Below are 24868 nucleotides of genomic sequence, written 5' to 3' on the forward strand. Positions count from 1 at the left end.
CCGGCGACAGGATTATCAATGACTCAAGCGAAGTCTGCACCCGCACCATCATCATCTTCTAAACGTCCGAAAACTCTGGCTGGCGTTGTCCCCGCACAGAACGATGCCGCGCGCGCTCAGACGCTGGCCCATTACGAAGCCGCATTGCGGCTGATGCAGGATGGCAAATACGACAAGGCCCACGCCGCCTTCGACAAAATGCTAGCCGCTGGCGCAGGCGAGCTGGCCGACCGCATTCGCATGTACATCAACGCCTGCCTGTTGCAGGTCAGCAAGGGCAAGACCAGCTTCAAGAGCAACGAGGAGCGCTACGACTACGCCGTCTCCCTGCTCAACGACGGTCACTACGAGGATGCTCGCGAAGAGTTCAAGACCATCCTCAAGCACGACGACAAGGCCGACTATGCTTTCTATGGTCTGGCCGTGCTGGCCAGCATGACCGGCGACTCCCACACCTGCCTCGAACATCTGACCGAAGCAATCCGGCAGAATCCGAAGAACCGCATTCAGGCGCGAGGCGACTCGGACTTTCAGGATATGGCCGACGATCCTCGGTTTACCGAGCTGCTCTATCCCGAGGTCTAACCACCTTTCACTACGACCCGCTAAAATCATCTCTCATACAGTTGAGCGGGAGAGTCATGCATGGAGTTAACAAACCGGGACAGCCCTAAAGAACTTCGAGTGGTCGCCATGGGTGGAGGCACTGGACTATCCACTCTGCTGCGGGGACTCAAGCGCTACGTTCCCATGCGCGAGCGCCGCAAGCGGCCACGAACGCCCGAGCAGGTTGATGGCCCGACATTTCCCTGCAACGATGCGCGCTGGATCATTCGCGAACTTTCAGCCGTAGTGACGGTGACCGACGACGGCGGTTCCTCAGGACGCCTCCGCGAAGACTTCAAGATGCTGCCTCCGGGCGATGTCCGCAACTGCATGGTCGCTCTCTCGGAAGACGAGCACCTGCTCTCGCAACTCTTCCGCTTCCGTTTCGATCAGGGAGAACTTGAGGGTCACAGCTTCGGCAACCTCTTCGTCGCTGCCCTGTCGCACATCACCGGCGACTTCGCGCAGGCGGTCCAGATGTCGTCGCAGATTCTCGCGATCCGAGGCAAGATCTTCCCCGCGACCAACACCAACGTCACGCTGGCTGCGCAGATGGACGACGGCTCCATCGTTCGCGGCGAAACAAGTATCACCGCCAGCAAGCGCCGCATCGTCGAGCTGATGCTTGAACCGGCAACAACCCATCCCCTCGCGGAGACGCTTGAGGCCATCGCCCACGCCGACATCATCACATTGGGGCCGGGGTCGTTATATACCTCGCTGATCCCCAACCTGCTGGTCAACGGCATCCCCGAGGCACTGGCGGCTTCACCGGCTACCAAGGTCTTCGTCTGCAACCTCATGACCCAGGCCAACGAGTCGTTGGGGCTGTCGGCCTCACAGCATATCGAAAAAATTCTGCAACATGCCGGAGCGACCAGGTCACCGATCTTCGACTACGCGCTCATTAATACCGCCCCCATCTCCGTTGCCCGGCTCGAACAGTATGCACGCGAGGGGCAAGAGCCGATCGAAGCCGATCTGGAGCGGGTAAAGGCACTGGGAGTTACGCCGCTGACAGGAAACTTCGTCCACGAGGGCGATGTGCTCCGGCACGACTACGACCGCGTCACCGAGAGCCTGCTCGAGCTGCGGGCCTGTGCAGACTAAAAGGGAGACCTGACAATGAGCGATATCCCGGTGTTGGAAGGAACACGCGTAAGGCTGGCGCCGATGACGCTCGACCATCTTCCCGGTCTGGAGAAGGTGGCCTTCGACGACCGCATCTGGCGTTACATGCCTGTCTCGATTAAATCACCTCAAGACCTCCGCGAATGGGTCGAAAAAGCCCTGCGGCTGCGCGATGCCGGAACCACTCTGCCCTGGGTCACGGTCCTTAGGTCAGAAAACCGGGTCATCGGCAGCACACGGTTCTTCGATCTCGACCGCGCACACCAAACCGCCGAGTTGGGTCACACCTGGCTCTCTCCGGAGTTTCACGGAGCAGGCCTGAACGCCGAAGCGAAGCTGCTCCAGCTCACCTACGGCTTCGAGCAGCTCGGCCTGCGCCGGGTAGCGCTCAAGACGCACCACGAAAATCTGCAATCGCAGAAGGCCATGCGCAAGATCGGCGCGGTCGAAGAGGGCCGCTTCCGCAACCACTACATCATGCCCGACGGCTCACAGCGCCACAGCGTCTGGTTCTCCATCATCCGCGAAGACTGGCCGCAGACGAAATCTCTACTAGAGGCGCGGGTACAGGGTCCGACTCCACCGTCCGCTTAAGCTGGCCGCACGCAGCGTAGATATCCCGGCCGCGAGGACGACGAATATAAGCCGGAATTCCCGCATCGATCACCTTATTCTGAAACGCATAGACCCCTGCCTGCGACGGCTCGTGATAAGGCATGTTCGGTCCCGAGTTCCAGACGATCAGGTTGATCTTGCACCGCATATTGCGGACCAGCGCAATCAGCTCCTCAGCATCGGCCAGCGAGTCGTTGATCCCGCCCAGCATGACATACTCAAAGGTGATCCACTCCCGATTACGCAGCGGAATCGTATTCAGCGCCTCAAACAACGCCGCAATGTTCCATTTACGCGTAATCGGCATGATGGACTCGCGAATCACATCGTTAGGCGCATTCAGGCTGACAGCGAGCTTGGGCCGCACTGTCTCCTTGGCAAAATCAAGAATACCCGGCAGAATCCCCGAAGTGCTGACCGTCATACGCGACTCCGGAATGCGCATGTACACCAGCAACCGGACGGCGGCCATAAAGTTGGCATAGTTCAAAAACGGCTCGCCCATCCCCATAAAGACCAGATTGATGCGCGCCGGAGTAGGATTGCCCCGGCTGCTGCCAAGATCGAGCCGATGGCGATTCAGCACCGCAGCAACCTGTCCGGCGATCTCACCCGGCGTCAGATTACGGCGAATACCCAGCTTCGCCGTCAGGCAGAACTGACAGTTGACCGCACAGCCCACCTGACTCGAGATGCAGATCGTAGCCCGCCGATAAGGGAACTTGGCCGTATTGCCCGGCCTCTCCTCGTCTTCCTCTTCTTCAGCGGCCAGAGATCCGTCACCCCGCTCGCCGCCATCGCCGTCCGGCATCCAAACCGTCTCGACAGTCTCGCCGTCCGCCATGCGGATAAGATAGCGCTCCGTCCCATCCACTGACCGAGCCGTCTGGACGATCTCAGGCAGACCAATTGCGTAGCCCTCGGCCGCAAAGGTCTCACGCAACTCCGAGGGCAGTGTCGTGATCTCCTCCAGGCTGGTTACCCGCTGCCGGTAGAGCGCCTCGGCCAATTGTGCGGCACGGTAAGGCCGCTGGCCGTGGGCCTCCATCAGGCTGGCAAGCTCGTCAAGAGAAAGGCCGAAGAGCGGTTTGGGCTGGGAAGTAGCTTCGGCGACGGTGTTTATTTTGTTAGACATAGAGGAAAATCACAGCTTCTGATGGGCTTCCCCTAGTTTACTCCGGCACGGAGGGTGTGACCAATCCCCCGCCCCGCTGTGAAACAATGGAGGGTAAGGAGATTCATGTCTGTAACCCTGGTTGAAGATAGTGGCTTGACGAGAAATGCCGCCGAACGGAACATCCGCAAGACCGTTTTGTCCAACGGACTGACCGTTCTGACGGAGGCGATGCCCCACCTGCGCAGCGTGTCGATGGGGGTGTGGATCGGCACCGGATCACGCGACGAAGAGGCCGCAGTCAACGGTGTCTCGCACTTTGTAGAACACATGGTATTCAAGGGCACGACCTCCCGGTCGGCCAAGCAGATCGCCCGCGAGGTGGACACCATCGGCGGCAATCTGGACGCATTTACCAGCAAGGAGATGGTCTGCTTCAACATCAAGGTGCTGGACGAGAACGTCACCCCGGCGCTCGATGTACTGGCTGACCTCGTGCTTCACCCGACCTTCACGCCCGAGGAACTGGTTCGCGAGCAGGGCGTCATCCTCGAAGAGATCAAGATGGACGAGGACAACCCCGACTATCTGGTCCACGAGGTCTTTACCCAGAACTTCTGGAAGAACGACCCTCTTGGCCGCCCCATCCTCGGCACCAAGAAGACCGTCTCAAGCTTCAACCAGCAAATCGTCTTCGACTTCTATGCCAGCCGCTTCACGCCGCGCAACATGGTCTTCTCGGCAGCGGGAAACCTCGACCACGACGCCTTCGTCGCGCAAGTCGAGCAGCAGTTCAGCTCACTGGCCGCCAGCAGTGACAGCCTCCTGCCCCGTCGTCCAGTCCCGGTGGCGACGCCGCACATCACGCTCAAGCGCAAGAAGTCGCTCGAGCAGGTGCAGGTCTGCCTCGGCGTCCCCGCCCCTCCGGTCAACCACCCCGACCGCTACGGAGTCTATCTGCTCAACACCATGCTCGGCGGCGGCATGAGTTCGCGCCTCTTCCAGACCATCCGCGAAGACCGTGGACTGGCCTATGCCATCTACTCCGAGATGAACCCCTTCCGCGACACCGGCTCGCTCTGCATCTTCGCCGGAACCGCCGTCGACAAGACCGAACAGGTTTTGCAGCTTACCATGCAGGAGTTGCGCCGTCTGAAAGAAAACACTGTAAGCGACAACGAGTTGAAGCGGGCCAAGGACCAGTTGAAGGGCAATATCGTGATTGGCCTCGAGAGCTCGGGCAGCCGTATGGCGAACCTTGCAAGGCAGGAGATGTACTACGGCCGTTTCTTCGGCGTCGACGAGATTACGCGAGAGATCAACGCCGTAACCCCCGCCGACATCCAGGCACTGGCGCAGGAGCTGTTCCGCCCCGAGTCCATTGCACTGACACTGCTGGGTAACCTCGGCGAGATGAACGTCGAGCGGGAAGATTTGGCCTGCTAAGGTCTGATAGAGTTTGTTCGAGACTGGATTAAGTGGCCGAGAAGATCGGTACACGATAGCTGAGGAATAGATGACGAAATTGTTGGCGAAGACGACCGCTGTGGAACGGGTACAAACTGCACAACGGGCCGAAGAAGGCTTCACACTGATCGAACTGCTGATCGTCATGTCGATCATGTTGATCCTGATGACGCTCGCCGTTCCCCAGCTCCTGAAGCTCAAGAAGACGGGCAACCAGACCTCGGCGATCAACTCCGTGCGCACCATTGGGCAGGCAGAGCTGCAATACAACTCCGCCTATCCTGCCAACGGATTCTCCTGTTCACTGACCGCCCTTGGCGGCGATCCCAAGTCCGGCGCCCCCACGGCACAGGCAGCCCAGCTGCTTACCCCCGACCTCGCCGAAGGACACAAGGCGGGCTACACCTTCGCCATCACCAACTGCCAGAAGGTGACCATCAATAATCAGGACATGGTCACGTCGTTCGAGATCACGGCTGTACCCGACGCAGTCGGCAAGACCGGCGACCTCGGCTTCTGCTCCGACGAGAACAACGCCATCCGTCAGGACCCCACCGGCGGCACCAACTGCACCCAGCCCATTCAGTAAGAGCGGTATTGAAGAAGCAATGCTGAAGAAGACTGTTCTCACGCTGTTCGTCTGCTGCGCCACGCACCTGTTCGCGCAGGACAACGCCGCGCTGATCCACAAGGTGGACGATCACTACAACCATCTCAGCTCCCTGCGTGCTCACTACACCGAGCACTACACCGGCATGGGCATGGATCGTACCGAATCGGGAACTCTGTTGCTCAAAAAGCCGGGCCGCATGCGCTGGAACTACGACAAGCCAGTCGGCAAGGTCTTCGTGCTCGACGGCAAGTACGCCTGGTTCTATACGCCGGGCGACCCCCAGGCCCAGCGAGTCCCAGCCAAAGAGCTGGACGACCTGCGCTCTCCCCTGCGCTTCCTGCTCGGCCACACCCAACTGCAAAAAGAGCTGGACCACCTGACCGTCACACCCGATGGCTCCAATTTCAAGATCACCGGCGTCCCCAAAGGCATGGAGCAGCGAGTCAAAGCGCTGACGCTGGGCGTGACCGCAACCGGAACCATCGAGCAGATGCAGATCGAAGAGCTCGACGGATCGGTAACAGCATTTTCTTTTAGCGGAATAGAAGAAAATATTCCAGTAAAAGGTGAGGATTTTATCTTCCACCCTCCCGCTGGCGTAACCATCGTAAACGGACTTCCCCCAATCTAATCATCAGGTTCTCGGGGGTTCGAATCCCTCCCTCTCCGCCAACTCAGCCACACGTCATCTCGACCGGAGCGTAGCGGAGTGGAGAGACCCCTGTATTTTTGCCGCCCTGAGCGGCACCCACGCCCCGCACAGGCTCCAAATTGTAAAATCAGGTTAACTTCACAATGATTGAATCAACCGTGCGCGGTCTCGTGCGCAGAAAAGTTGAGTATCCACTTGAGTAATCTAAGCAACACGCTATTGACCCACCGCCTCACCACCGCAGAGTTTCACGCCGCCATCTATGAGCTGTCCCCCTCTGTCGCCGTCTTCGACTGCGACGGAACGCTGTGGTCCGGCGATGCCGGGTCGTCCTTCATGAACTGGACCATCGAGACCGGGCTGGTCTCCCGCGAGGCGACCGACTGGATCGACCGCAGGTATCGCGGCTACAAGCGCGGCGAGGTCTCCGAGATCGCGATCTGCGGCGAGATGGTGCAGCTCTATCAGGGCCTGCGCGAAGACGAGATGCGCCGTGCGGCAAAGAAGTTCTTCGCAAGCAAGATCGAGCAGAACATCTTCCCCGAGATGCTGGAGCTGGTAACCGAGCTACAGCGCCGCAATGTGGATATCTGGGCCGTCAGCTCGACCTGCGATTGGGTCATCGAAGAGGGCGTCCGCCGCTTCAACATTCCGGCAAACCGTGTACTGGCAGCCTGCGTCACGGTCAAGGACGGTCTGGTGACCGAAACGATCTGCGATGTACCCACCGACGAGGGCAAGGTAGCGTCGCTCGCTCGCGTGGGAATCACCAAGCCGGACGCGGTCTTTGGCAATTCGGTACACGACGCCGCCATGCTGGCGATAGCGCGCCGGGCTTTCCCTGTAAATCCGACTCCAGCACTGGTTGAGCGCAGCACAGCCGAAGGCTGGCCTGTTTACTACCCGGCTTCGGTGGCACCTTCCAGCTAACCGGCTAAATATTGCGAACGAAGCATTTAGGCTCCGTGGGAGTCTAAACTGTACTTAGGTGAGAGATTCGATTCGTAAGCTGGATGAACGTGTTGAGACGGCGCCCCCCAAGCCTTTGAGGCTGGTGGTCGCGGCGCTGATCCTGCGTGAAGGCGCGGGCGGCACCGAGGTGTTCATCTGCCAGCGCAAACCCGACCAGCCCATGAGCCTGAAGTGGGAGTTCCCCGGCGGCAAGATCGAACCCGGCGAAGGCCCCGAAGAGGCCCTGGTGCGCGAGCTGAACGAGGAGCTGGGCATCTCGGCAAAGATCGGCCAGCGCGTAGCCCAAGTTCGACACAAGTATCGCAACGGCGGCGCGGTCGACCTTCAGTTCTTCGTGGTGAAGGAGTTTCAGGGGCCGATGGTCAACCGTATCTTCAACGATATGCGCTGGGTGTCGCTGGCCTCCTTGCCCGGATACGACTTTCTCGCCGCCGACCTCGGCCTGATTCGAGACCTGTCGGAAGGCAAACTGCTCTAAAAAGGTTTAGCGCTCAATAGTTGAGGGCTGCAATAGTTTAGTGACTCAATCAAATTTTGCAGATCATCAACATGGATGGCGCATGCGTGAACATCGGCAGTCATCGATTCGCGCTAGAATCACCGCATGATCGCCCCTGCACAGGATGCCACTGAAGTTACCGCCCGTTCGGCCCAGGCCCCGTTCGTCAACGAAGAGTTTGTGGACTTCACCCTGGGAGAGAACCGCCGCGCCATGCAGGAGGCGCTGGCCGAAGTGGGCAGCCAGCTCGGCCGCGGCTACGACCTCGTCATCGGCGGGCGACGCATACGGACAGAAGGCAAGATTATCTCCAGCAATCCGGCCCAGCCGAAGCAGGTCGTCGGCATCCACTCGAAGGCGGGCCTGGAACATGTCCAACTGGCGATCGACGCCGCCCAGAGTGCCTTTCAGGGCTGGAGCCGCCAGACGCCGGTCGACCGGGCAGGGCTCCTCTTCCGTGCCGCTACACTCATCCGCGAGCGTAAGTTCGAGTTCTGCGCGTGGCTGGTCTACGAGGTGGGTAAGAACTGGGGCGAGGCCGACGCCGATGTGGGCGAGACCATCGATTTCCTCGAGTTCTACGGACGCGAGGCGTTGCGTCTCGCCGGTGCGACCACTCCCATCCAGTTTCCCGGCGAGCGCAACCAGCTTCGCTACCTGCCGCTCGGCGTCGGCGCGGTCATCCCGCCCTGGAACTTCCCCTTCGCCATTATGGCGGGCATGACAGCAGCGGCCATCGTCTGTGGCAACACGGTGGTGCTCAAGCCGTCGGAGGATGCGCCTACTATCGCTGCGCGATTTATGAGCCTGCTCGAAGAGGCTGGCTTGCCTGATGGCGTCGTCAACTTCTGTCCCGGCGCAAGGGTGGAGTTCGGCGCAGCGCTCGTCGAACATCCACAGACGCGCTTCATCGCCTTTACCGGATCGAAGGCCGTCGGCTTGCAGATCCACGAGCGTGCCGCCCGCACCCAGCCCGGCCAGCACTTCATCAAGCGCACGATCCTCGAGATGGGCGGCAAGGACTCGATCGTCGTCGATAATGATTGCGATCTCGACGCAGCCGTCCAGGGGGTAGTGGCAAGCGCCTTCGGCTTCAATGGTCAGAAGTGCTCCGCCTGCTCGCGCGTGATCGTCGATGCCGGCATTTATGACACCTTTTGCGATCGTCTGCAGGCCAAGGTAGCAGACATCAAAACCGGCAATCCGGTAGAGAACGCCTACACAGGCCCGGTCGTTAACGAGAAGGCTTATAAAAAGGTGATTGGCTATCTCGATATCGCAAAGACCGAGGGAGCCATCCTCAACGGCGGCGGCGCTATCGAGACACCCGAGGGTGGATACTACATTGCTCCTACTGTGGTTCGAGATGTTGCCCCCACCGCCCGTATCGCGCAGGAAGAGATCTTCGGGCCGGTGCTTGCCGTCATTCGATCGCAGAGCTTCGACGAAGCACTCGCCATTGCCAACAACACCGAGTACGGACTGACCGGAGCCATCTACTCCAACTCGCAGGCAAACCTGGACCGGGCGCAAAACGAGTTCCACGTCGGCAACCTGTATCTGAACCGGAAGTGCACAGGCGCGATGGTGGGGGCGCATCCCTTCGGCGGCTTCAACATGAGCGGCACCGACTCCAAGGCCGGAGGCCCTGATTATCTGTTGCTGTTCACGCAGGCGCAGAGCATCGCTGAAAAGATGTCTTAGCCAGCCTGGCGGGGCTGCTACACAACACCAAACCATCAGAAATCATCTGTTGAGCATGAGACTTATCCCGCTCTTCGAATTACGAAAGAGCGCTATGGCTACTGACACGGTTGCCCTACGCCGATTACTATTGCCGCCGAAGCTACGGAGTAAGCCATGCCTCTGATCGAACGCTTTGCGGTCTGCCTACTTGTAACAGCGTCTGCCTTTACCCAGGCACAGTCATTCGCAACCATCGACGTGAAACCCGCCCTTTCGGTTGAACCGCAGAGCATGCGGGTAAGAGTTCTTCCTAACGGGGATCTGATAGGCACCTCGGTCAACGTGATAACGCTGATCAACGAAGGCTACGACGTTCCATCCAACCCATCTGAGCGGCTCTCCAATCTTCCTTCCTGGGTTTACAGCGAGAAATACGACATCGTGGCTAAGGCTTCTTCTGGCGCGAAGCAATTAAGTTCCTCCAACCCAAATGCAACGAAGCTAATCCGCGACATGTTTCGTCAGGTGCTTACGGATCGGTTCCACCTTGCGATGCAAGTCGAAGACAAAAGCATGCCGGTCTATGCTCTCGTCGTTGCCGGCAACGGCCCAAAGCTCAAGCGCTCAACCCTTGCTGACTGTATCTTCGATACAGCACCGGACGGTTGCCATAGCTTCGTCATAGGCTTCGGACATCCACTGAACGCCAGAGCAATCGATATGGACGATCTCGCTCACTACATCGAGAACTGGACCGACTTGCCGGTTGTCAACAGGACAGCGCTTACAGGGCTCTACACGGTGAGCACTGAGGGATGGCGCCCGATGCGGTTGCCGCCGCCACCGCCGAATGGTGCAGGAGACGTGGACTTCACACAGCTACCGAACATTGACACGATCCTGGGTAGGCTGGGGCTTGGACTTCGCAAGCAAGAGGAAGTTCTGCCCATCTACAAGGTGGAGCATATTGAGCGCCCATCTGGTCATCGGTAACGACAAGTCGGCTTGTCAGAATATGTTTTGCCTCAGGCGGTCTTCATCTGGAGCAGGTTCCCTGCCTTGGCTGCGGCCTCGGCCAGCACCCGGTGGTGAATCGTGAACAGTGCCAGCTCCAGCCGGTCGGAGACGCCGGTCTTGTCGTAGATGCCGCGCAGATAGTTCTTGATGACCTGCTCTTTGGTGCCGAGCTGGGCGGCGATCTCCTTGTTTTTGCAGCCCTGGACGATCAACGCCACGATCTGCATCTCCTTGGGGGTCAACCGGTCGCGGACGCGTGTTCCTACACTATCGGCGCCCTGCATGGTGGTGACGTTGGCAAGCTGCACAAAACGCTGGCCGCGGGCCACCCGGCGTACACAATCCACCAGCTCCGGCCCGGCGACGTTGCGGCCCACGATGCCGTCGAGGAGGACAACGATCTCGTCGGCGACATGCTCTGAATTCTCGGCGACGAGGATGACCCGGCTGCACGATGCCTTTGTTCGGGCAAATAGAGTCTGAAAGTCCGGACGAAGGCTCGAAGCCAGCAACAGTATCCCCGCTCGAAAGCTCTCAATCGCAGTATTCAGCTTCTCCGCGTTCTCGCACTGCGCGACGATACGCATATCGTCCTCTACTGCGAGCACACGTGCCGCCCCGGCCCGGAAGATCGCTTGATTATCAGCGAGAATAAGTCGATTCATGAGCTCTTTCTATCTCCTGCCGGGGTCTGGAGCGTCTGCTGTTCCGGGCACACTACAGCGGATCGAAGTGCCGCGTTCGCTTGAAAGAAAACGGCCTTCGGCCTCCGCCTCGGTGTCCCTTAGCAGCAGAACCGTTCGATTGCCCCGTATTGTGCCTCATCGGCAACGTGCGCCGTGTGAGCGGAGATGTCCATAAATCGGACAACTCAGGAGGCAAAAGGATTCATCGCAGGTGCCTGATTCGTCAACAACCTACGTTTTCTGAACCCTGAGGGCACCGTCCACAATCGAATGATACGTACAGGTATGTGGAAAACCCGTGCGCGAAGTATAACTAGGGTATGCCAAAGCCAATTCTGCTCGCTATCGATGACGACACCAGCGTACTGGAAGCAGTCGTCCAGGATCTGCGCCGCCACTACGGTCAAAGCTACCGTATCGTCCGTGCTGCCTCCGGCGCGGCCGCGCTCGATATCAGCCGCCAGCTTCTGGAGCGCAAGGATACTGTAGCCCTCTTCCTATCGGACCAGAGAATGCCGGGAATGACCGGCGTCGATTTTCTCCAGCAGGCGCTCGTACTCTATCCCGATGCCAAGCGCGTATTGCTGACGGCCTACGCCGATACCGAGGCGGCGATTCGGGCCATTAATTCTGCAAAAATTCACTACTACCTCAACAAGCCGTGGGACCCTCCCGAAGAGAAGCTCTACCCGGTGCTGGACGATCTGCTCGAGGCATGGAAGCAGGGCTACAAGCCACCGTTTGAGGGTATCCGGGTGGTGGGCATGCGCTGGTCACCCGCTGACCATGCCGTGCGCGACTTCCTCTCGCGCAATCGTATTCCCTACCAGTGGCTGAACCCCGACGCTCATCCTGAGGCGTTGCCGCTGCTCAAGGAAAAAGGAATCGACGATGCCAAGTTGCCGGTTGTCCTTTTTGGCGACGGAACGGCACTGGTGCAGCCGTCGACAATCGACCTGGCGCAAAAGCTCGGCATCCCCACCCAGGCACAGCAGGAGTTCTACGATGTCGTTGTCGTAGGAGCGGGACCGGCTGGACTGGCGGCTGGCGTCTACGGAGCCTCTGAAGGACTGCGAACCTTGATCGTCGAGCCTAATGCGGTCGGCGGACAGGCCGGCTCCAGCTCCAAGATCGAAAACTACCTCGGCTTCCCTTCCGGCATCAGCGGCGACGAGCTGGCGAAACGCGCCTTTTTGCAGGCTGGACGTCTCGGTGCTGAGTTCCTTCTGCAGCAGGTCACCTGCATCCGCTCGGAGAACCGCTATCACATCGTGACGATGAAGGACGGCCGCGAGGTGACGTGTCATGTGTGCCTGATTGCAACGGGCGTCTCATACTGCAAGCTGGACATCCCCGGATGCGACCAGTTCAACGGAGCAGGCGTCTATTACGGTGCGGCGCTTACCGAGGCGATGTCCTGTGCGGGCGAGGTCGTCTACATCGTCGGCGGAGCGAACTCGGCGGGTCAGGCGGCGATGCACTTTTCGCGCTACGCCTCAGAGGTTCACATGCTGGTGCGTGCTACCTCGCTTGAAAAGAGCATGTCAAAGTATCTGATCGATCAGATCAAGGCTACGCCGAACATCATCGTCGAGACTGAGACCGAGGTCATCGGTATGTCGGGAGACGACCATCTCGAGTGCCTGATGCTGAAGACGCCCCGGGGAGAAGAAGCGCGCCACTCAAGCTCCCTGTTCATCTTCATCGGAGCTGCACCCAAGACCGACTGGCTGCCCAAGGAGCTTGCCTGCGACAGCAAGGGATTCATCCTCGCCGGTCCGGAGCTGAAGGCGAAGTCGGCTTCTTCATGGACGCTCGATCGTGAACCCTATTTGCTAGAGACAAGCGTACCCGGTATCTTTGTCGCCGGTGATGTTCGCTACAACTCAGTGAAACGATGCGCTTCCGCCGTTGGCGAAGGCTCGATCGCAATCCAGTTCGTGCACCAGTATCTTGCAACACTTTAAAAGGCAATCTTTCCAGGAAAATAATGAGCAATCCATCCCAACTCGTCCAGACAAAAACAAGCGGCAAGATCAGCGATGAAATCTTTGCCAAACTCCGCAACATCTCCATCCTGTCAACCCTGACCGATGAAGAGCTACGCTGCCTCGAAGGTGCAGAGGTGATCCGGCTGGAGAAAGATGAGGTGCTTGTGCGACAGGGTGAGGTTGCTCATTATTTTTGGATTCTGCTCGACGGCGAACTGCGCCTGCTTCAATCGGTCCCCGAAGGCAAGGAGATGAACCTCGCTCCCATCACCAGCGGAACCGCCTTCGGCGAGGTGCCGCTGCTCTCGAATACGCCGAACCTGGTTAGCGTTCGCGCCAAGGATGCGGCTGAGCTGCTTCAGTTTGATGAAGAGGCTTTCTGGAAGCTGATGACCTCCTGCCCCGGCGTACGCAAGGCCATCCTCGGAAACATGGCCATGCGCATCCAGAAGTTGCAGAGCATCGCGGTGCAGCAGGAGAAGATGGCCTCTCTCGGCACACTCGCCGCCGGTCTGATGCACGAGTTGAACAATCCGGGAGCAGCAGCCCGCCGCGCTGCCTCTCAGCTTCGCGAAAACCTATTGCGCATGCACGAGCTCTCCGCGAAGTTCAGCAAGACCGAGCTGAGCAACGAGCAGAAGCAGTGCATCTTCGATCTGCAGGAACATGCGCTCGCCGCCAAGCAGCCGCTGCATCTCAACTCGCTCGAGCAGAGCGACGCCGAAGAAGCACTCGCCGAATGGATGGAAGAGGCCAACATCGAGAACGCCTGGAAGATGGCGCCGACACTGGTCTCGATTGGCATCGACGCCAAGGAATTAAAGTGCGCGCGCGAAGAGTTCCCGGATGCGACGCTCTCTGACGCGCTGGGCTGGCTGGCTGCTCTCGTCTCGAGCATGCAACTGGTCGCGACCATCGAAGAGAGCATCGGCCGCGTCTCCGACCTTGTACTCGCAGTGAAGTCTTACGCCTACGAAGGCAAGGGACAACGGCAGCAGGTCGATATCAACAAGAGCATTCATGCAACGCTGCTCATCCTCGGCCATAAATTTCGCGAGAAAGAGATCGTGGTCGAAAAAGAGCTTGCCTCCGAGCTTCCCGTATTTCAGGCGCAGTGCTCCGGGCTCAATCAGATCTGGACTAACCTTCTCGACAATGCCATCGATGCCGCTTCGCCTCAGGGTCATATTAAAGTGCGCACATGGGTCGAGAAAACGCTTAATGACGGACGTCCCGAGATCTGCATCAGCATCAGCGACAACGGCAGCGGCATCCCGACCGAATGCCAGGCACACATCTTCGATCCCTTCTATACAACCAAGCCGATCGGCGTCGGCACCGGCATCGGCCTTGGAATCGTTCATCGCATCGTCGAACAAAATGGCGGCGTCATTCGTTTCGCCTCTGAACCCGGTAACACCGAGTTTGTTGTTCGCCTTCCGATCGACAATCCTCCCCCGCAGGAACAAGCCAGCTAAAACAAAATTTCAGAACAACATTTTGTTTCATTGAGCGTTTTCACAGAAGAACACGCGCGGCAATCACGCTGCACGAATCGACAAGTGAGGACTCAATGAAGCTTTCCACGTCTGCACGTCTCGCTCTTCCACTCATCGCCGCGGCCTGTCTGCTGACCACCGGTTGCGCCTCGCGCACCTACGTCGGGCCTCCACCTCCGCCGCCGCCCTATCCCGGCCCCTCTCCACTGATACAGAGCGCTGAACAACAGGGATTCCGTGCGGGCGTCGCCGATGGATCGAGAGATGCATACAACCGCATGGGCTATTATCCAAAGCGCACGCGCGCCTTTCACGACACACCCGGCTACAATCCGTCCTTCGGTCCCTTCGGCCCGTACCGCGCACACTTCCGCGATGCTTACCTGCGCGGCTACTATCAGGGCTTCTATCGACGCTAGCCGATCAATACCAGCTCCTGGCACGTCGTCGTAAGATGAGTGCCAGGAGAACCTCGTGCCCCTCACTCCATTTCATCTCGCCTTTCCCGTCGACGATCTCGATGCCGCTCGCCACTTCTACGGCACAGTGCTGGGCTGCCCCGAGGGCCGCAGCTCGACGCAGTGGATCGACTTCGATCTCTTCGGCCATCAGATCGTCGCGCATTTGAAGCCGGAGCCGCGCGAGCGCAAGAAGCACCACAATCCGGTCGATGGTCACGACGTTCCCGTCCCCCACTTCGGTGTCGTTCTTCCGATGAAACAATGGCAGGCTCTGGCCGAGCGTCTTCGCGGCACTGGCATCGATTTCATCATCGAGCCGTACATTCGCTTCAAGGGCGAAGTCGGCGAGCAGGCCACCATGTTCTTTCTCGATCCTGCGGGCAATGCGTTGGAGTTCAAGGCCTTCGCCGATATCGGCCAGCTCTTCGCAAAGTAGATCGGCTTACCAGCAACGCAACCTCTCTTCAACAGGTATCGCCCCTCGCATGAGGTCCGACCTTTTCGGCATTGAGGCAGTGCGAACTATACCGTTAAAACCCATAGCTAATTCGATTTAGTTCATTTAGACTCTCTAGCGACCCAGCAAGAGACGTTTTGGCGTTTTGCGACTGCCCCAGACAGACGGCTGCGTCCAGCTATTGAAGGAGCACCGATGGAATTTTCTGCACTTTTTAAAGGTCTAACGATCTCGTTTCTCTCCACAGCCCTGTCTATCGCAACGTTCGTCCCACAGCAGGCTCAAGCCCAGAAACATACTCAGAAGCATCCGGACCTCGCGCAGATGCCCTGGATGAATAAAGCCCTTACACCAGATCAGCGCGCCGACATGGTCGTTGGCCAGATGACGCTCGACGAAAAGATACAGATGGTGCATGGCACGGGCTGGGGCGTGCTGCGTCCGGGTTCTTATATTGCTCCCGGCTCGAACCTTGGGGCGGGCTACACCGAGGGCGTTGAACGCCTCGGCATTCCCGGCATCAACATGGCCGACTCTGCCGTGGGCATTCGTATGGCCGCGTTGCAAAGCCGCTACGCTACGCTGCTGCCCTCGACGATTGGAGCCGCATCGAGCTGGGACCGCGATGCTGCGTTTCTCTATGGATCGGTGATTGGCCGCGAGGCGCGCGCAGAGGGCTTCAATATGTCGATCGGCGGTGGCCTCGACATCACCCGCGAGCCGCGCAATGGCCGCAACTTTGAATATGCAGGCGAAGACCCTGTGCTTGCGGGCATCATGACCGGCGAGCTTGCGCTGGGCGTCAAATCCGAACACGTGATGAGCGACATCAAGCATTACGCGCTCAACGATCAGGAGACGGGGCGGAACGTTGTGAACGTTCTGCTCGATAAGCGCTCCATGCGCGAGTCCGACTTGCTTGCGTTTGAGATCGCCATTGGGCTGTCGAAGCCATCGGCAGTAATGTGCTCGTACAACCTCGTCAACGGCGACCACGCCTGCGAGAACGACTATCTCCTCAACCAGGTTCTGAAAAAGGACTTCGACTACAAGGGCTTCGTCGTCTCCGACTGGGGCGGAACCCACAGCACTGTAAAGGCAGCGCTCAATGGCCTCGATCAGGACGAGCCCGGCGATGATAACTATTTCAGCGAGCCGCTCAAGAAGGCCGTCGAAGGCGGACAGGTCCCCATGACGCGCCTTAACGACATGGTGCACCGCATTCTGCGCAGCATGTTCGACGCCGGCGTCATCGACAATCCTCCCGTGCGTAGCGTCGTCGATCCTTTCCGCGGCCGCGACGACGCGCAGCACATCGCCGAAGAGAGTATCGTGCTGCTCAAGAATGCTGACGATATCCTTCCGCTGAAGGCCTCGCCTTCTACTTCGATTGCGATTATCGGCTCGCACGCAGACATCGGCGTTCTTTCAGGCGGCGGCTCGGCTCAAGTCGATGCTCCCGGCGGCAACGCAATCGATCCCAAGCCCGGCCCTTCCCCATGGGGCCAGGTCATCTACTTCCCTTCCTCTCCGCTTCGTTATATTCGCGAGAAGTCGCCTCAGAGCAATGTGCAATATAACGACGGCAAAGACAATGCAGCCGCGGCAAAGCTGGCCAAGGACTCCAGCCTCGCCATCGTCTTCGTCAACCAGCCCATGCGCGAAGGGCAGGATGCGCCGACGCTGTCGTTGCCTGATCATCAGGATGCTTTAGTTGAAGCAGTGGCCAAAGCGAATCCCAACACGATCGTTGTGCTCGAGACGGGTGGGCCGGTCACCATGCCATGGGCCGGGCACGTCAAAGGCATCGTCGAGGCGTGGTATCCCGGCATCGGTGGCGCGCAGGCGCTTGCGAACATTCTCTTCGGCGAAGTCAACCCCTCGGGCAAGCTCTCAGTCACTTTCGCCAAGAGCGACGATCAGCTTCCGCATCCCACTGTCCCCAGCCTCGATGCAAATGCTAAGACGACCGGTGATGATGGCCATCACGAAGTCGGTCCCTTCGATCTGAAGTACACCGAGGGAGCCGAGGTCGGCTACAAGTGGTTCGAGGCGACGCACAGGCAGCCGCTGTTCCCGTTCGGCTTCGGGCTCTCGTACACCACCTATGCCTACTCCGGCTTGACCGTCGACGACGCCACGCGCACCGCGCACTTCACCGTCAAGAACACCGGCTCGCGCGAAGGCACCGAGATCGGCGAGCTCTACGTCACACTTCCCTCTGCCGCAAACGAGCATTACAAGCGGCTCGCGGGATGGGAGCGAGTCAAGCTCGCACCCGGCGAATCGAAGGAGGTTAGCATCCCTCTCAATCCGCTCTATCTCTCCATCTTCGACACCGCCAAAGACGCATGGCAACTGCTGCCGGGCGACTACAAGGTGATGGCCGGGGCCTCCTCCAGCGATACTCCGCTGAATGCCACGCTTCACATATCGCAGTAGATGATTCACTGACGAACCAAGCGGCACGGCTGAGAATCCCTCGGTCGTGCCATTTTTTTCTGTTTATAAGATCATCCGCACAGATTTATAAAAATACTATTCACCTGTAAAACACAAACCGAGCGTTCGCGAACTAAAATAAGCGCAGCACTGACGAGCCCGTTTTTCTCTGCCAGCCGCACGAACCTCTCGGAGTCACTGAATGCTTAACCGCACCACCCGTCGTCACTTTCTCATCTCCTCTGCCGCTCTGGCTGCCTCGCTGACGCAACGATCCGCATCGGGTCTGACTACGGAACGGCCACCGAAAGACGACGAGACTCCGTATAAGCTTTACTTCAATCAGCCCGCAGCGACATGGCCCGACGCTCTGCCCGTAGGCAACGGCCGCCTCGGCGCCATGGTCTTTGGCAAGCCGTCGCTCGAGCGCATCCAGCTCAACGAAGAATCGATATGGGACGGCGAATATCGCGACCGCAACAACCCCAAGGCCGGAGCCGCTGTCCCTCGCATCCGCGAGATGCTCTTTGCGGGAAAGACCGCCGAGGCCGAAGCGTTTGCGCTCTCGGACATGATGTCGCTGCCGCGGCGCATGCCCTGCTATCAAACCCTCGGCGATCTTCATCTCGACTTTTCGCCGTCGGGCATCGCGCCGGACGCAAAATTTGAGGACTACCGTCTCGAGCTCAATCTCGACACTGCCATCGTCACCACCAGCTTTACCTGCAACGACACGCGTTATACGCGCGAGGTCTTCAGCTCCGCTCCCGATCAGGCCATCGTCGTGCGGCTGACCGCAAGCAAGCCTGGCAAGCTCTCTTTCACCGCACGGCTTGACCGCCCCGGCCCCAGCCCGTTCGAGGCCAAGGCACTCTCCTCTAATCGGCTCTCGCTCGACGGCGAAGCACTGCCGGTTAAGGACAACCCGGGCCTGCCCGTGAAGGAGCATCAGGTCGGCGTTAAATTTCACTCTGAGTTGCTCGCCCTCTCTACGGGCGGCAGCATCACCACGAAGGACGCGACACTGACCGTCGCCAATGCAACCAGCGCGACCCTCTTCATCGACTGCGCCACCAGCTTCCGCTACTCGGCAGGCGCACAGGCTATGCGCTCTGCGGTGAGCAGAAATCTTGCCTCCGCTTCGCGCCGCAGCTACGCCAGCCTGCGCAGCCGTCACGTCGCTGACCACCAGCGCCTCTTCCGCCGGGCTGAGATCAGCTTCGGCCCCGACGCGAACGCAGCCATGCCCACCGATCAGCGCGTTCAGCGCATCAAGGACGGCGGCGAAGATATGCATCTCGTGCCGATCTACTTCCAGTTCGGTCGATACATGCTCATCTCCAGCAGCCGCCCCGGAACGCTTGCAGCCAATCTGCAGGGCATATGGAATGAGTCGGTCGATCCGCCGTGGGGGAGCAAGTACACCATCAACATCAACACCGAGATGAACTACTGGTTGGCCGAGCGGGCCAATCTCTCCGACCTGCACTTCCCGCTCTTCGACCTCGTCGATTCGACCCGTACTCCCGGCGCGCGAACGGCAAAGGACTACTACAAGGCGCGCGGCTTCGTCGTTCATCACAATACCGATCTGTGGGGAGACTCTTCGCCGATCGACGCGCTCGGCGGCGGCATATGGGCCATGGGCGCGGCGTGGCTTACGCTTCACCTGTGGGACCACTACGACTACACCGGCGATACGGCATTTCTTCGCGAGCGCGCTTATCCCCGTCTGCGCGAGAACGCTCTCTTCCTGCTCGACTACCTCACGCCGGCGCCTGCGGGAACGCCTTATGCGGGCTATCTCGTCACCGGCCCATCGTGCTCGCCGGAGAACAAGTACACACGACCCGATGGCCGCTCCTTCAACCTCTGCATGGGGCCGACCATGGACATCGAGATCACTCGCGCCATCCTGACGCGGCTGCTTCAATCCGCCGCGATCCTTGGCAGCTCTGCTTCCGCAGACAGCGAGCTGCTCAGCAGAGCGCGCACAGCTATCGCCAAACTTCCGCCCTTCAAGATCACGCACGATCACCGCTTGCAGGAGTGGCCCGAAGACTACGTCGACTACGAGCCCGGCCATCGCCACATCTCTCACCTCTGGGCGCTCTTTCCCGATGACCAGATCACGCTGCGCGGAACACCGACGCTCGCCCGCGCCTGCCGCGCTACGCTCGATAAGCGGCTCGCTGCCGGAGGCGGCAGCACCGGCTGGTCGCGCTCGTGGATCATCAACTGCATGGCTCGCCTCGAAGATGGAGAAGCTGCCCATGAAAACGTTCTGCAACTCTTCCGCCAATCCACCCGCCACAACCTCTTCGACGTCTGCGGTCTGAAGGCGAACTCGCCGTTCCAGATCGACGGCAACCTTGGCGGCCCCACCGGCCTTATCGAGATGCTGCTGCAATCTCACGCCGGGCAATCGGCGACCGATGGACAACATGCAGAGGCCCAGCCTCCTGCGAACGTAACTCGCTTTCTGCCCGCTCTGCCGAAGGCATGGGCCAGCGGAAGCTTCCACGGTCTGCGTGCTCGAGGCGGGCTCGAGGTCGATCTCGAATGGAAGGATGCGCGAGCCCTGCGCGCTACGCTTCACTGCTCAATCAGCCGCAGCCACACTCTCGCCGCACCCAACGGTCAACGCATCGCAGCCATCAAGCAGGCGGCGAAAGACGTACCCTTTACCACCAACACTGACCAGACCGTCAGCTTCCTCGCAAAGGCCGGAGCGCACTACACCGTCACGTTCTCGTGATCGTGCAGTGCGTTGAGTACGTCGAATATCTGCCGGAAAAATTACCAGGAGGAGTACGAGGTGCCGTCGGCTGCGCTCAACTGCGAGCCGCTGTGAACATCGTCGATGCCGGAGTCGGTCTGATCGGTAGTCGACAGGTCGCTGCTCTCGTCGGGAACCCAGGTATCCGTGCGCTCAGTGAAGGGGTCCTTGGGCATGGACTTCAGATAGCCTGCCTGCACCAGATCGTCCAGCGATTGCGGAGCCTTCTGCTTGTCCACCGTGTACGAGTCGATCGCCGTGCGCATCGTGTGGAGGTCTTCCTTAAGAACGGCCTCCTTCGCGTTGCGAATATTGTTCGTATACGAAGGAATGGCAATCGCCGCCAGCAGCGCGATGATCACCATGACGATCATGAGCTCGAGCAGCGTAAAGCCTTGCTCAGCGGTGCGTGATGCGCGGGATGAGGAGATCACTACCATGTATTGTATTTTGTACCGTCCAGCGCAGTTCCGTCGCTCTTGGTGTAGACATCGAAGACGTTCTGGCCGCCGAACGAGGTCGAGTCTGGATCGTCCTGATTCGAGCGCAGGCCCCAGTCAGTAGACTTCGTCATAGGATCGACTGGAATGCGGCGCAAAAACTTCACTTTCTTATCCTGAATATCCACTCCATCGACTAGCGTCTGCAGGTCCGGCGGATAGTTCATGCTGTCGACCTTCGTCTGAATGCCGCCTTTGCTCGCTGCGTCGTAGTAGCGATCGATGGCGTCTCGCATCTCCCACAGATCGCGGCGAAGCTCGATCTCCTTCTGCCGCTTGACCTGAAAACGCGCAATCGGAATCGCCGCAGAGGCAAGAATGGCAACGATCGCCACCGTAATAATCAGTTCGACGAGCGTAAGACCCGATTGTGAGTTAGTGCGCGAGACAGCCTCGCCTTGCGCAGATGCCGAACGTATCTCATCCGAAACTCTGGACGAAGCACCGGCCGGGTTGTTGCACACGATCACTTCACATGCACCACGGCCTGCGAACCGACGGCCGGAAGATTGGCCTGGGCGCTATTGCGTGCCCCGACCTTGACGAGGGCGAGGTTGGAATCTCCTGCGGCGACTGCCTTGAAGGTCAGCGTGCACAGGCTTCCCTGCCCGCTGACGCCGGCAACATTCGGCGGCCTCGAGCTGGAGATCGTCACCAGACCGTTTCCGTCATCTCGATGCACCAGCGCAACAGCCTGACCATCGCGTCCAAGGAAGTTTCCTGTATCGACGTTGACCAGTTGAAGCACCTTAGGATTGAACTGCATCTGCAACGGAACCGAGTAGACATCGCGCCCATTGCCGAGCATGACCGCAACCTGGAAGGTGCTGCCAACCGTCTGCGCCGAAGCTGGCGGAACCACGCTGAAACTGACCGGAGGCCCGCTCGGCACAACATCCGTCGGTGCCGGAGGCGTCAACGGCTGCGCCTGCTTCTGCATCTGCTGCACCATGGCCTCAGCAGCATTAGCAGCGCTGGTCGCAGGACCAGTTGAAGGAGGCTTCGAAGACACGAAGCCGGGATTGCCCAGGTCCATGCCCGCCTGATCCGCATCGACGTGCCGCAGCTCGATGGCCTGGCCAGTGCCAGTGTCGATAGCGCGGGTATTCAGGCGGCTCAGTACGGACTCGCGAACGATATGCGGAATCAGCAGAAAGACGATCTCATCCTGCTGCACCTCACGGTCACGCGACGAGAAGAAGTATTTGAAGATGGGCAGCTCGCCGATACCCGGCGTGCCACTGACGTTCAGGTTGTTCTGCTTGGTCAGGATGCCCGCAAGAATGCTGGGCTCCCCCTCCTTCAACTGAATCACCTGATCGATGATGCGCTGGCCGATAATAGGCTCAGTAACGCCCGAGATTGTGACCGACGATTGCTGCGATGAGACTTCAACCTTCATCTTCAGGCTGACCTCATCGTCATAGTGAACTGTGGGCGTCATGTCGATGTTGACACCGACATCGATATAGGTGAACTGTGTCTGGACTCCGATGCTCGAGATGCCCGTAGAGACTCCGGCGTTGTAAGAGCCTGTGGCGATGGGGATTCTTTGGCCAATCTTCAGTTGCGCACGCTGACCGTCCGTCGCCCGAATGCTGGGGTTCTGCAGGATATGGGTATCAGCATCGGTGAGAAGCGCGTCAAGCTCGGCGCCGGTGATGCCGACTGCAAGATTGGTGGAATTGAAATGAGCCAGCGAATTGAGCGTGAAGTTGGAGGTGGTTGAGGTGCCGGTAGTACTACTGCTACTGCTGCTGCTCGAAGTGGGCGAGGCCTGCGGCGTCAACGTGACCGATTGCGGCAGGGCGAGTCCCAGTTTGCGTACCTTGTCGCGGTTGACCTCGAGAATGGCGACATCGACCACAACCTCCGGGCGAGCACGATCGAGGTCGTTAATCAGTTTTTGCGCCAGCAGAAGCTGGTCCGGCGTGGCCCGCATCACAATGGCGTTCTGGCTCGGCACAAGGTTAATCTTGGTGCTCGGGTCCATCAGGTTGCGGATCGCCGTCAGTACCTCGTTGGCATCGCTCTGCTGGCTTGCATTCGTCAGATAGAAAGTCTGGACCGCCTGCTCTTCCAGGTCCGCGCGCTTGGTGCGGCTGTTTTGCGCGACGAAGATGGTATTGCTGGTAACCGGCTTGTAGAACGTGTCGGACATCGTTCCGACGATACGAAGCGCATCATCGAGCGTAACGTTTGTGAGATCGACCGGAATGCGCTTGGAGACGTAGTCGGGATCGAAGATGACATTCAGCCCCGCCATCTTTCCAATGGCCTGGTAGATGACCTTGACGTCCTCGACCATCTTCAGCGTGATGTGATCGTTCGAGACCGGCTTGAGCTGGATCGGACCTGCGACGGAGTTCAACTCCTGGAGCATCTGCGACTGCCTCGTTGGAGGCTGCGGGGTTGCTGTCGGAGTGGGAGCTACGGCAGCAGCACCCGATTCCGGATGCTGCAACTGATCGATCTCCTGCTGCGCGGTCTGGTTCGAAGGGTCGATCTCGCGGGCGCGAAGAAACTCGTTGAGCGCTCCTGTGAGGTCGCCGCTGGCACGAAGAACACGGCCGCGGTCGATGTGGCTGACCCCGGCCTGAAACCTCATCCGCTCAAAGTGAGCTTTGTAGGTCATGTCCTTGGGGTTTTTTAGCGTGGCCTGGCGATAGTCCTCGTAGGCGGTGTCGTAGTCCTGGCGTGTCTCTGCGTCCTGTCCGCGCTTGGCCCACTTCTTGGCTGACTGCGCGTGTGCTGCCACTGGAGTGGAAGCAAGGAATCCAGCCAGCAAAAAGAGAAGCAAGTACGCCTGGAGCGCAAAAGCCGGTAGTTTGATGATTGATTTTTTGCCGCGACTCATGCTGCTTCCGTTTGCGTCCTTTACACCGTTAAGAGTGCGGCGTCTGCCGGAGTATGCGCCTGCCCCCATGCGTTCCGAGTGAAGGACGCTGCCTGTGGAGGCTATGCCTGACAGGCTATTGCGCTCGGGTGAGTATACCATTCGCAGTGCGGTTGACCTCATTGTTTGTGACGGTGTTGAGAGTTAGACGCGACAGACGGCTGCAGGTGAGGCCATTTATAAAGAGCATGTTAAAGTAAGAAGTTCTATGCCTCGCTCACTCTCCAACCCGACCGTCGCCCACCAGCCCAAGCCGGTGGTCAAGGCGAAGGACCGCGATCCGGTAGCTGCGGGCCTGAGGGATGCTGCATTTAATCGTTCAGCCAGCTTCAATTACTTCCTCTCCGACAGGTTCGAGGCGGGCGTCGCCCTGCGAGGAACCGAGGTAAAGTCGATCCGCGAGGGTAAAGCCAACCTGAAGGATGCCTATGGCTTGCTCAAGGACGGCGAATGCTTTCTGCTGAATGCGCACATCGGTCCCTTCTCGCATGGCAATGCGATGAATCATGAATCACTGCGTACTCGCAAGTTGTTGCTACACAAGACCGAGGTTCGCAAACTCGAAGCATTGACGCGGCAAAAAGGATTTACCCTCATTCCTGTCCGTCTCTACTTCCGCAACGGCCGCGTCAAGTGCGAGCTGGCTCTCGCCAAGGGCAAGCAGGACTGGGACAAGCGTGAGACAGAGCGACGTCGCGAGGCCGACAATGAAGCCAAGGCTGCCGTCGCCAGAAGCCAGCGCCGCTAGATTCTCCTTCCCTTATCGTTGTTCCGCATGTACCTCA

At 59.2% G+C, this 24868-nt stretch carries 22 protein-coding genes; 17 read left to right on the top strand and 5 right to left on the bottom strand.

The window, feature by feature from the left end:
• The first annotated feature begins 18 nt into the window (after positions 1-18).
• The 3 genes from IEW09_RS06620 to IEW09_RS06630 are packed head-to-tail and all read left to right on the top strand — an operon-like array spanning position 19 to position 2331.
• Positions 19-585, top strand: coding sequence for a tetratricopeptide repeat protein (locus tag IEW09_RS06620; RefSeq protein WP_188553413.1), 567 nt, complete (start codon positions 19-21; stop codon positions 583-585).
• A 60-nt stretch (positions 586-645) separates the two neighbouring features.
• Positions 646-1716, top strand: coding sequence for a gluconeogenesis factor YvcK family protein (locus IEW09_RS06625; protein ID WP_188553414.1), 1071 nt, complete (start codon positions 646-648; stop codon positions 1714-1716).
• A 15-nt stretch (positions 1717-1731) separates the two neighbouring features.
• A complete protein-coding gene (locus tag IEW09_RS06630) occupies positions 1732-2331 on the top strand; it encodes a GNAT family N-acetyltransferase (protein WP_188553415.1) in 600 nt (199 codons plus the stop codon).
• On the opposite strand, the gene rlmN is transcribed toward IEW09_RS06630, so the two are convergent.
• Positions 2255-3487 carry a dual-specificity RNA methyltransferase RlmN gene (rlmN, locus tag IEW09_RS06635; RefSeq protein ID WP_188553416.1) on the bottom strand — a complete coding sequence of 411 codons (1233 nt, stop codon included), beginning with the start codon at positions 3485-3487 and terminating at the stop codon, positions 2255-2257. The two genes, IEW09_RS06630 and rlmN, sit on opposite strands and share 77 nt — an antisense overlap.
• Before the next feature lie 105 nt (positions 3488-3592).
• Between rlmN and IEW09_RS06640 the strand changes: the two genes are divergently transcribed.
• The 7 genes from IEW09_RS06640 to IEW09_RS06670 all read left to right on the top strand — a co-directional run bounded on the left by IEW09_RS06640 (position 3593) and on the right by IEW09_RS06670 (position 10348).
• Positions 3593-4912: a M16 family metallopeptidase gene (locus tag IEW09_RS06640; protein WP_188553417.1), complete on the top strand. Its 1320-nt coding sequence runs from the start codon at positions 3593-3595 to the stop codon at positions 4910-4912.
• 70 nt (positions 4913-4982) lie between these two features.
• Entirely contained in the window at positions 4983-5522 is a 540-nt protein-coding gene (locus IEW09_RS06645) for a prepilin-type N-terminal cleavage/methylation domain-containing protein (RefSeq protein WP_188553418.1), read from the top strand.
• A 19-nt stretch (positions 5523-5541) separates the two neighbouring features.
• Positions 5542-6177 (top strand): LolA family protein, encoded by a 636-nt coding sequence (locus IEW09_RS06650; protein WP_188553419.1) that lies wholly within the window; start codon positions 5542-5544, stop codon positions 6175-6177.
• A 216-nt stretch (positions 6178-6393) separates the two neighbouring features.
• Complete coding sequence (locus IEW09_RS06655) at positions 6394-7128, top strand: HAD family hydrolase (RefSeq protein WP_229739151.1); 735 nt, start codon at positions 6394-6396, stop codon at positions 7126-7128.
• 58 nt (positions 7129-7186) lie between these two features.
• On the top strand, positions 7187-7648 hold the full coding sequence (locus IEW09_RS06660) for a (deoxy)nucleoside triphosphate pyrophosphohydrolase (RefSeq protein ID WP_188553420.1): 462 nt from the start codon (positions 7187-7189) through the stop codon (positions 7646-7648).
• Positions 7649-7774: 126 nt separating this feature from the next.
• A complete protein-coding gene (gene pruA, locus IEW09_RS06665; RefSeq protein ID WP_188553421.1) occupies positions 7775-9373 on the top strand; it encodes an L-glutamate gamma-semialdehyde dehydrogenase in 1599 nt (532 codons plus the stop codon).
• A gap of 156 nt (positions 9374-9529) precedes the next feature.
• Entirely contained in the window at positions 9530-10348 is an 819-nt protein-coding gene (locus IEW09_RS06670; protein ID WP_188553422.1) for a TIGR03435 family protein, read from the top strand.
• A gap of 32 nt (positions 10349-10380) precedes the next feature.
• Here IEW09_RS06670 and IEW09_RS06675 read toward each other — a convergent pair whose 3' ends face one another.
• Positions 10381-11037 (bottom strand): response regulator transcription factor, encoded by a 657-nt coding sequence (locus IEW09_RS06675; RefSeq protein WP_188553423.1) that lies wholly within the window; start codon positions 11035-11037, stop codon positions 10381-10383.
• A gap of 341 nt (positions 11038-11378) precedes the next feature.
• Here IEW09_RS06675 and IEW09_RS06680 point away from each other — a divergent pair, with 341 nt between their 5' ends.
• The 6 genes from IEW09_RS06680 (at position 11379) to IEW09_RS06705 (ending at position 20666) form a co-directional block, all read left to right on the top strand.
• The gene (locus IEW09_RS06680) at positions 11379-13025 is read left to right on the top strand and encodes an FAD-dependent oxidoreductase (protein WP_188553424.1); all 1647 of its coding nucleotides are present in this window, start codon (positions 11379-11381) and stop codon (positions 13023-13025) included.
• Positions 13026-13048: 23 nt separating this feature from the next.
• On the top strand, positions 13049-14527 hold the full coding sequence (locus tag IEW09_RS06685) for a sensor histidine kinase (RefSeq protein WP_188553425.1): 1479 nt from the start codon (positions 13049-13051) through the stop codon (positions 14525-14527).
• Positions 14528-14622: 95 nt separating this feature from the next.
• Positions 14623-14967 (top strand): hypothetical protein, encoded by a 345-nt coding sequence (locus IEW09_RS06690; RefSeq protein WP_188553426.1) that lies wholly within the window; start codon positions 14623-14625, stop codon positions 14965-14967.
• Between the two features lie 55 nt (positions 14968-15022).
• Positions 15023-15445 (top strand): VOC family protein, encoded by a 423-nt coding sequence (locus IEW09_RS06695; RefSeq protein WP_188553427.1) that lies wholly within the window; start codon positions 15023-15025, stop codon positions 15443-15445.
• Positions 15446-15661: 216 nt separating this feature from the next.
• Complete coding sequence (locus tag IEW09_RS06700) at positions 15662-17908, top strand: beta-glucosidase (protein ID WP_188553428.1); 2247 nt, start codon at positions 15662-15664, stop codon at positions 17906-17908.
• A 202-nt stretch (positions 17909-18110) separates the two neighbouring features.
• Positions 18111-20666: a glycoside hydrolase family 95 protein gene (locus IEW09_RS06705; RefSeq protein ID WP_188553429.1), complete on the top strand. Its 2556-nt coding sequence runs from the start codon at positions 18111-18113 to the stop codon at positions 20664-20666.
• A 41-nt stretch (positions 20667-20707) separates the two neighbouring features.
• Here the strand turns inward: IEW09_RS06705 and IEW09_RS06710 are convergent, their stop codons facing one another.
• From IEW09_RS06710 to IEW09_RS06720, 3 genes are read right to left on the bottom strand one after another with little or no spacing between them, the layout of a single operon-like run.
• Positions 20708-21121 carry a type II secretion system protein gene (locus IEW09_RS06710; RefSeq protein WP_268235730.1) on the bottom strand — a complete coding sequence of 138 codons (414 nt, stop codon included), beginning with the start codon at positions 21119-21121 and terminating at the stop codon, positions 20708-20710.
• Positions 21121-21606, bottom strand: coding sequence for a type II secretion system protein (locus IEW09_RS06715; RefSeq protein WP_188554333.1), 486 nt, complete (start codon positions 21604-21606; stop codon positions 21121-21123). Before IEW09_RS06715 ends, IEW09_RS06710 begins: the two co-directional genes overlap by 1 nt.
• 47 nt (positions 21607-21653) lie before the next feature.
• Positions 21654-24044: a secretin GspD/PilQ domain-containing protein gene (locus tag IEW09_RS06720; RefSeq protein ID WP_229739152.1), complete on the bottom strand. Its 2391-nt coding sequence runs from the start codon at positions 24042-24044 to the stop codon at positions 21654-21656.
• A gap of 247 nt (positions 24045-24291) precedes the next feature.
• Here IEW09_RS06720 and smpB point away from each other — a divergent pair, with 247 nt between their 5' ends.
• Positions 24292-24831 carry an SsrA-binding protein SmpB gene (gene smpB, locus IEW09_RS06725; RefSeq protein WP_188553432.1) on the top strand — a complete coding sequence of 180 codons (540 nt, stop codon included), beginning with the start codon at positions 24292-24294 and terminating at the stop codon, positions 24829-24831.
• The last annotated feature ends 37 nt before the right edge of the window (positions 24832-24868 follow it).

Origin of the sequence: Edaphobacter dinghuensis (genome assembly GCF_014640335.1) — a bacterium.
GTDB classification, from domain to species: Bacteria; Acidobacteriota; Terriglobia; order Terriglobales; family Acidobacteriaceae; genus Edaphobacter; species Edaphobacter dinghuensis.

Bases quoted from the DNA above. Each gene is read 5' to 3' on its own strand.
- IEW09_RS06680 (WP_188553424.1), top strand. From the start codon at position 11,379: ATGCCAAAGCCAATTCTGCTCGCTATCGATGACGACACCAGCGTACTG.
- smpB (WP_188553432.1), top strand. From the start codon at position 24,292: ATGCCTCGCTCACTCTCCAACCCGACCGTCGCCCACCAGCCCAAGCCG.
- IEW09_RS06620 (WP_188553413.1), top strand. From the start codon at position 19: ATGACTCAAGCGAAGTCTGCACCCGCACCATCATCATCTTCTAAACGT.
- IEW09_RS06700 (WP_188553428.1), top strand. From the start codon at position 15,662: ATGGAATTTTCTGCACTTTTTAAAGGTCTAACGATCTCGTTTCTCTCC.
- IEW09_RS06630 (WP_188553415.1), top strand. From the start codon at position 1,732: ATGAGCGATATCCCGGTGTTGGAAGGAACACGCGTAAGGCTGGCGCCG.
- IEW09_RS06720 (WP_229739152.1), bottom strand. From the start codon at position 24,044: ATGAGTCGCGGCAAAAAATCAATCATCAAACTACCGGCTTTTGCGCTC.
- IEW09_RS06675 (WP_188553423.1), bottom strand. From the start codon at position 11,037: ATGAATCGACTTATTCTCGCTGATAATCAAGCGATCTTCCGGGCCGGG.
- IEW09_RS06690 (WP_188553426.1), top strand. From the start codon at position 14,623: ATGAAGCTTTCCACGTCTGCACGTCTCGCTCTTCCACTCATCGCCGCG.
- IEW09_RS06645 (WP_188553418.1), top strand. From the start codon at position 4,983: ATGACGAAATTGTTGGCGAAGACGACCGCTGTGGAACGGGTACAAACT.
- IEW09_RS06640 (WP_188553417.1), top strand. From the start codon at position 3,593: ATGTCTGTAACCCTGGTTGAAGATAGTGGCTTGACGAGAAATGCCGCC.
- IEW09_RS06650 (WP_188553419.1), top strand. From the start codon at position 5,542: ATGCTGAAGAAGACTGTTCTCACGCTGTTCGTCTGCTGCGCCACGCAC.
- IEW09_RS06705 (WP_188553429.1), top strand. From the start codon at position 18,111: ATGCTTAACCGCACCACCCGTCGTCACTTTCTCATCTCCTCTGCCGCT.
- rlmN (WP_188553416.1), bottom strand. From the start codon at position 3,487: ATGTCTAACAAAATAAACACCGTCGCCGAAGCTACTTCCCAGCCCAAA.
- IEW09_RS06625 (WP_188553414.1), top strand. From the start codon at position 646: ATGGAGTTAACAAACCGGGACAGCCCTAAAGAACTTCGAGTGGTCGCC.
- IEW09_RS06670 (WP_188553422.1), top strand. From the start codon at position 9,530: ATGCCTCTGATCGAACGCTTTGCGGTCTGCCTACTTGTAACAGCGTCT.
- IEW09_RS06685 (WP_188553425.1), top strand. From the start codon at position 13,049: ATGAGCAATCCATCCCAACTCGTCCAGACAAAAACAAGCGGCAAGATC.
- pruA (WP_188553421.1), top strand. From the start codon at position 7,775: ATGATCGCCCCTGCACAGGATGCCACTGAAGTTACCGCCCGTTCGGCC.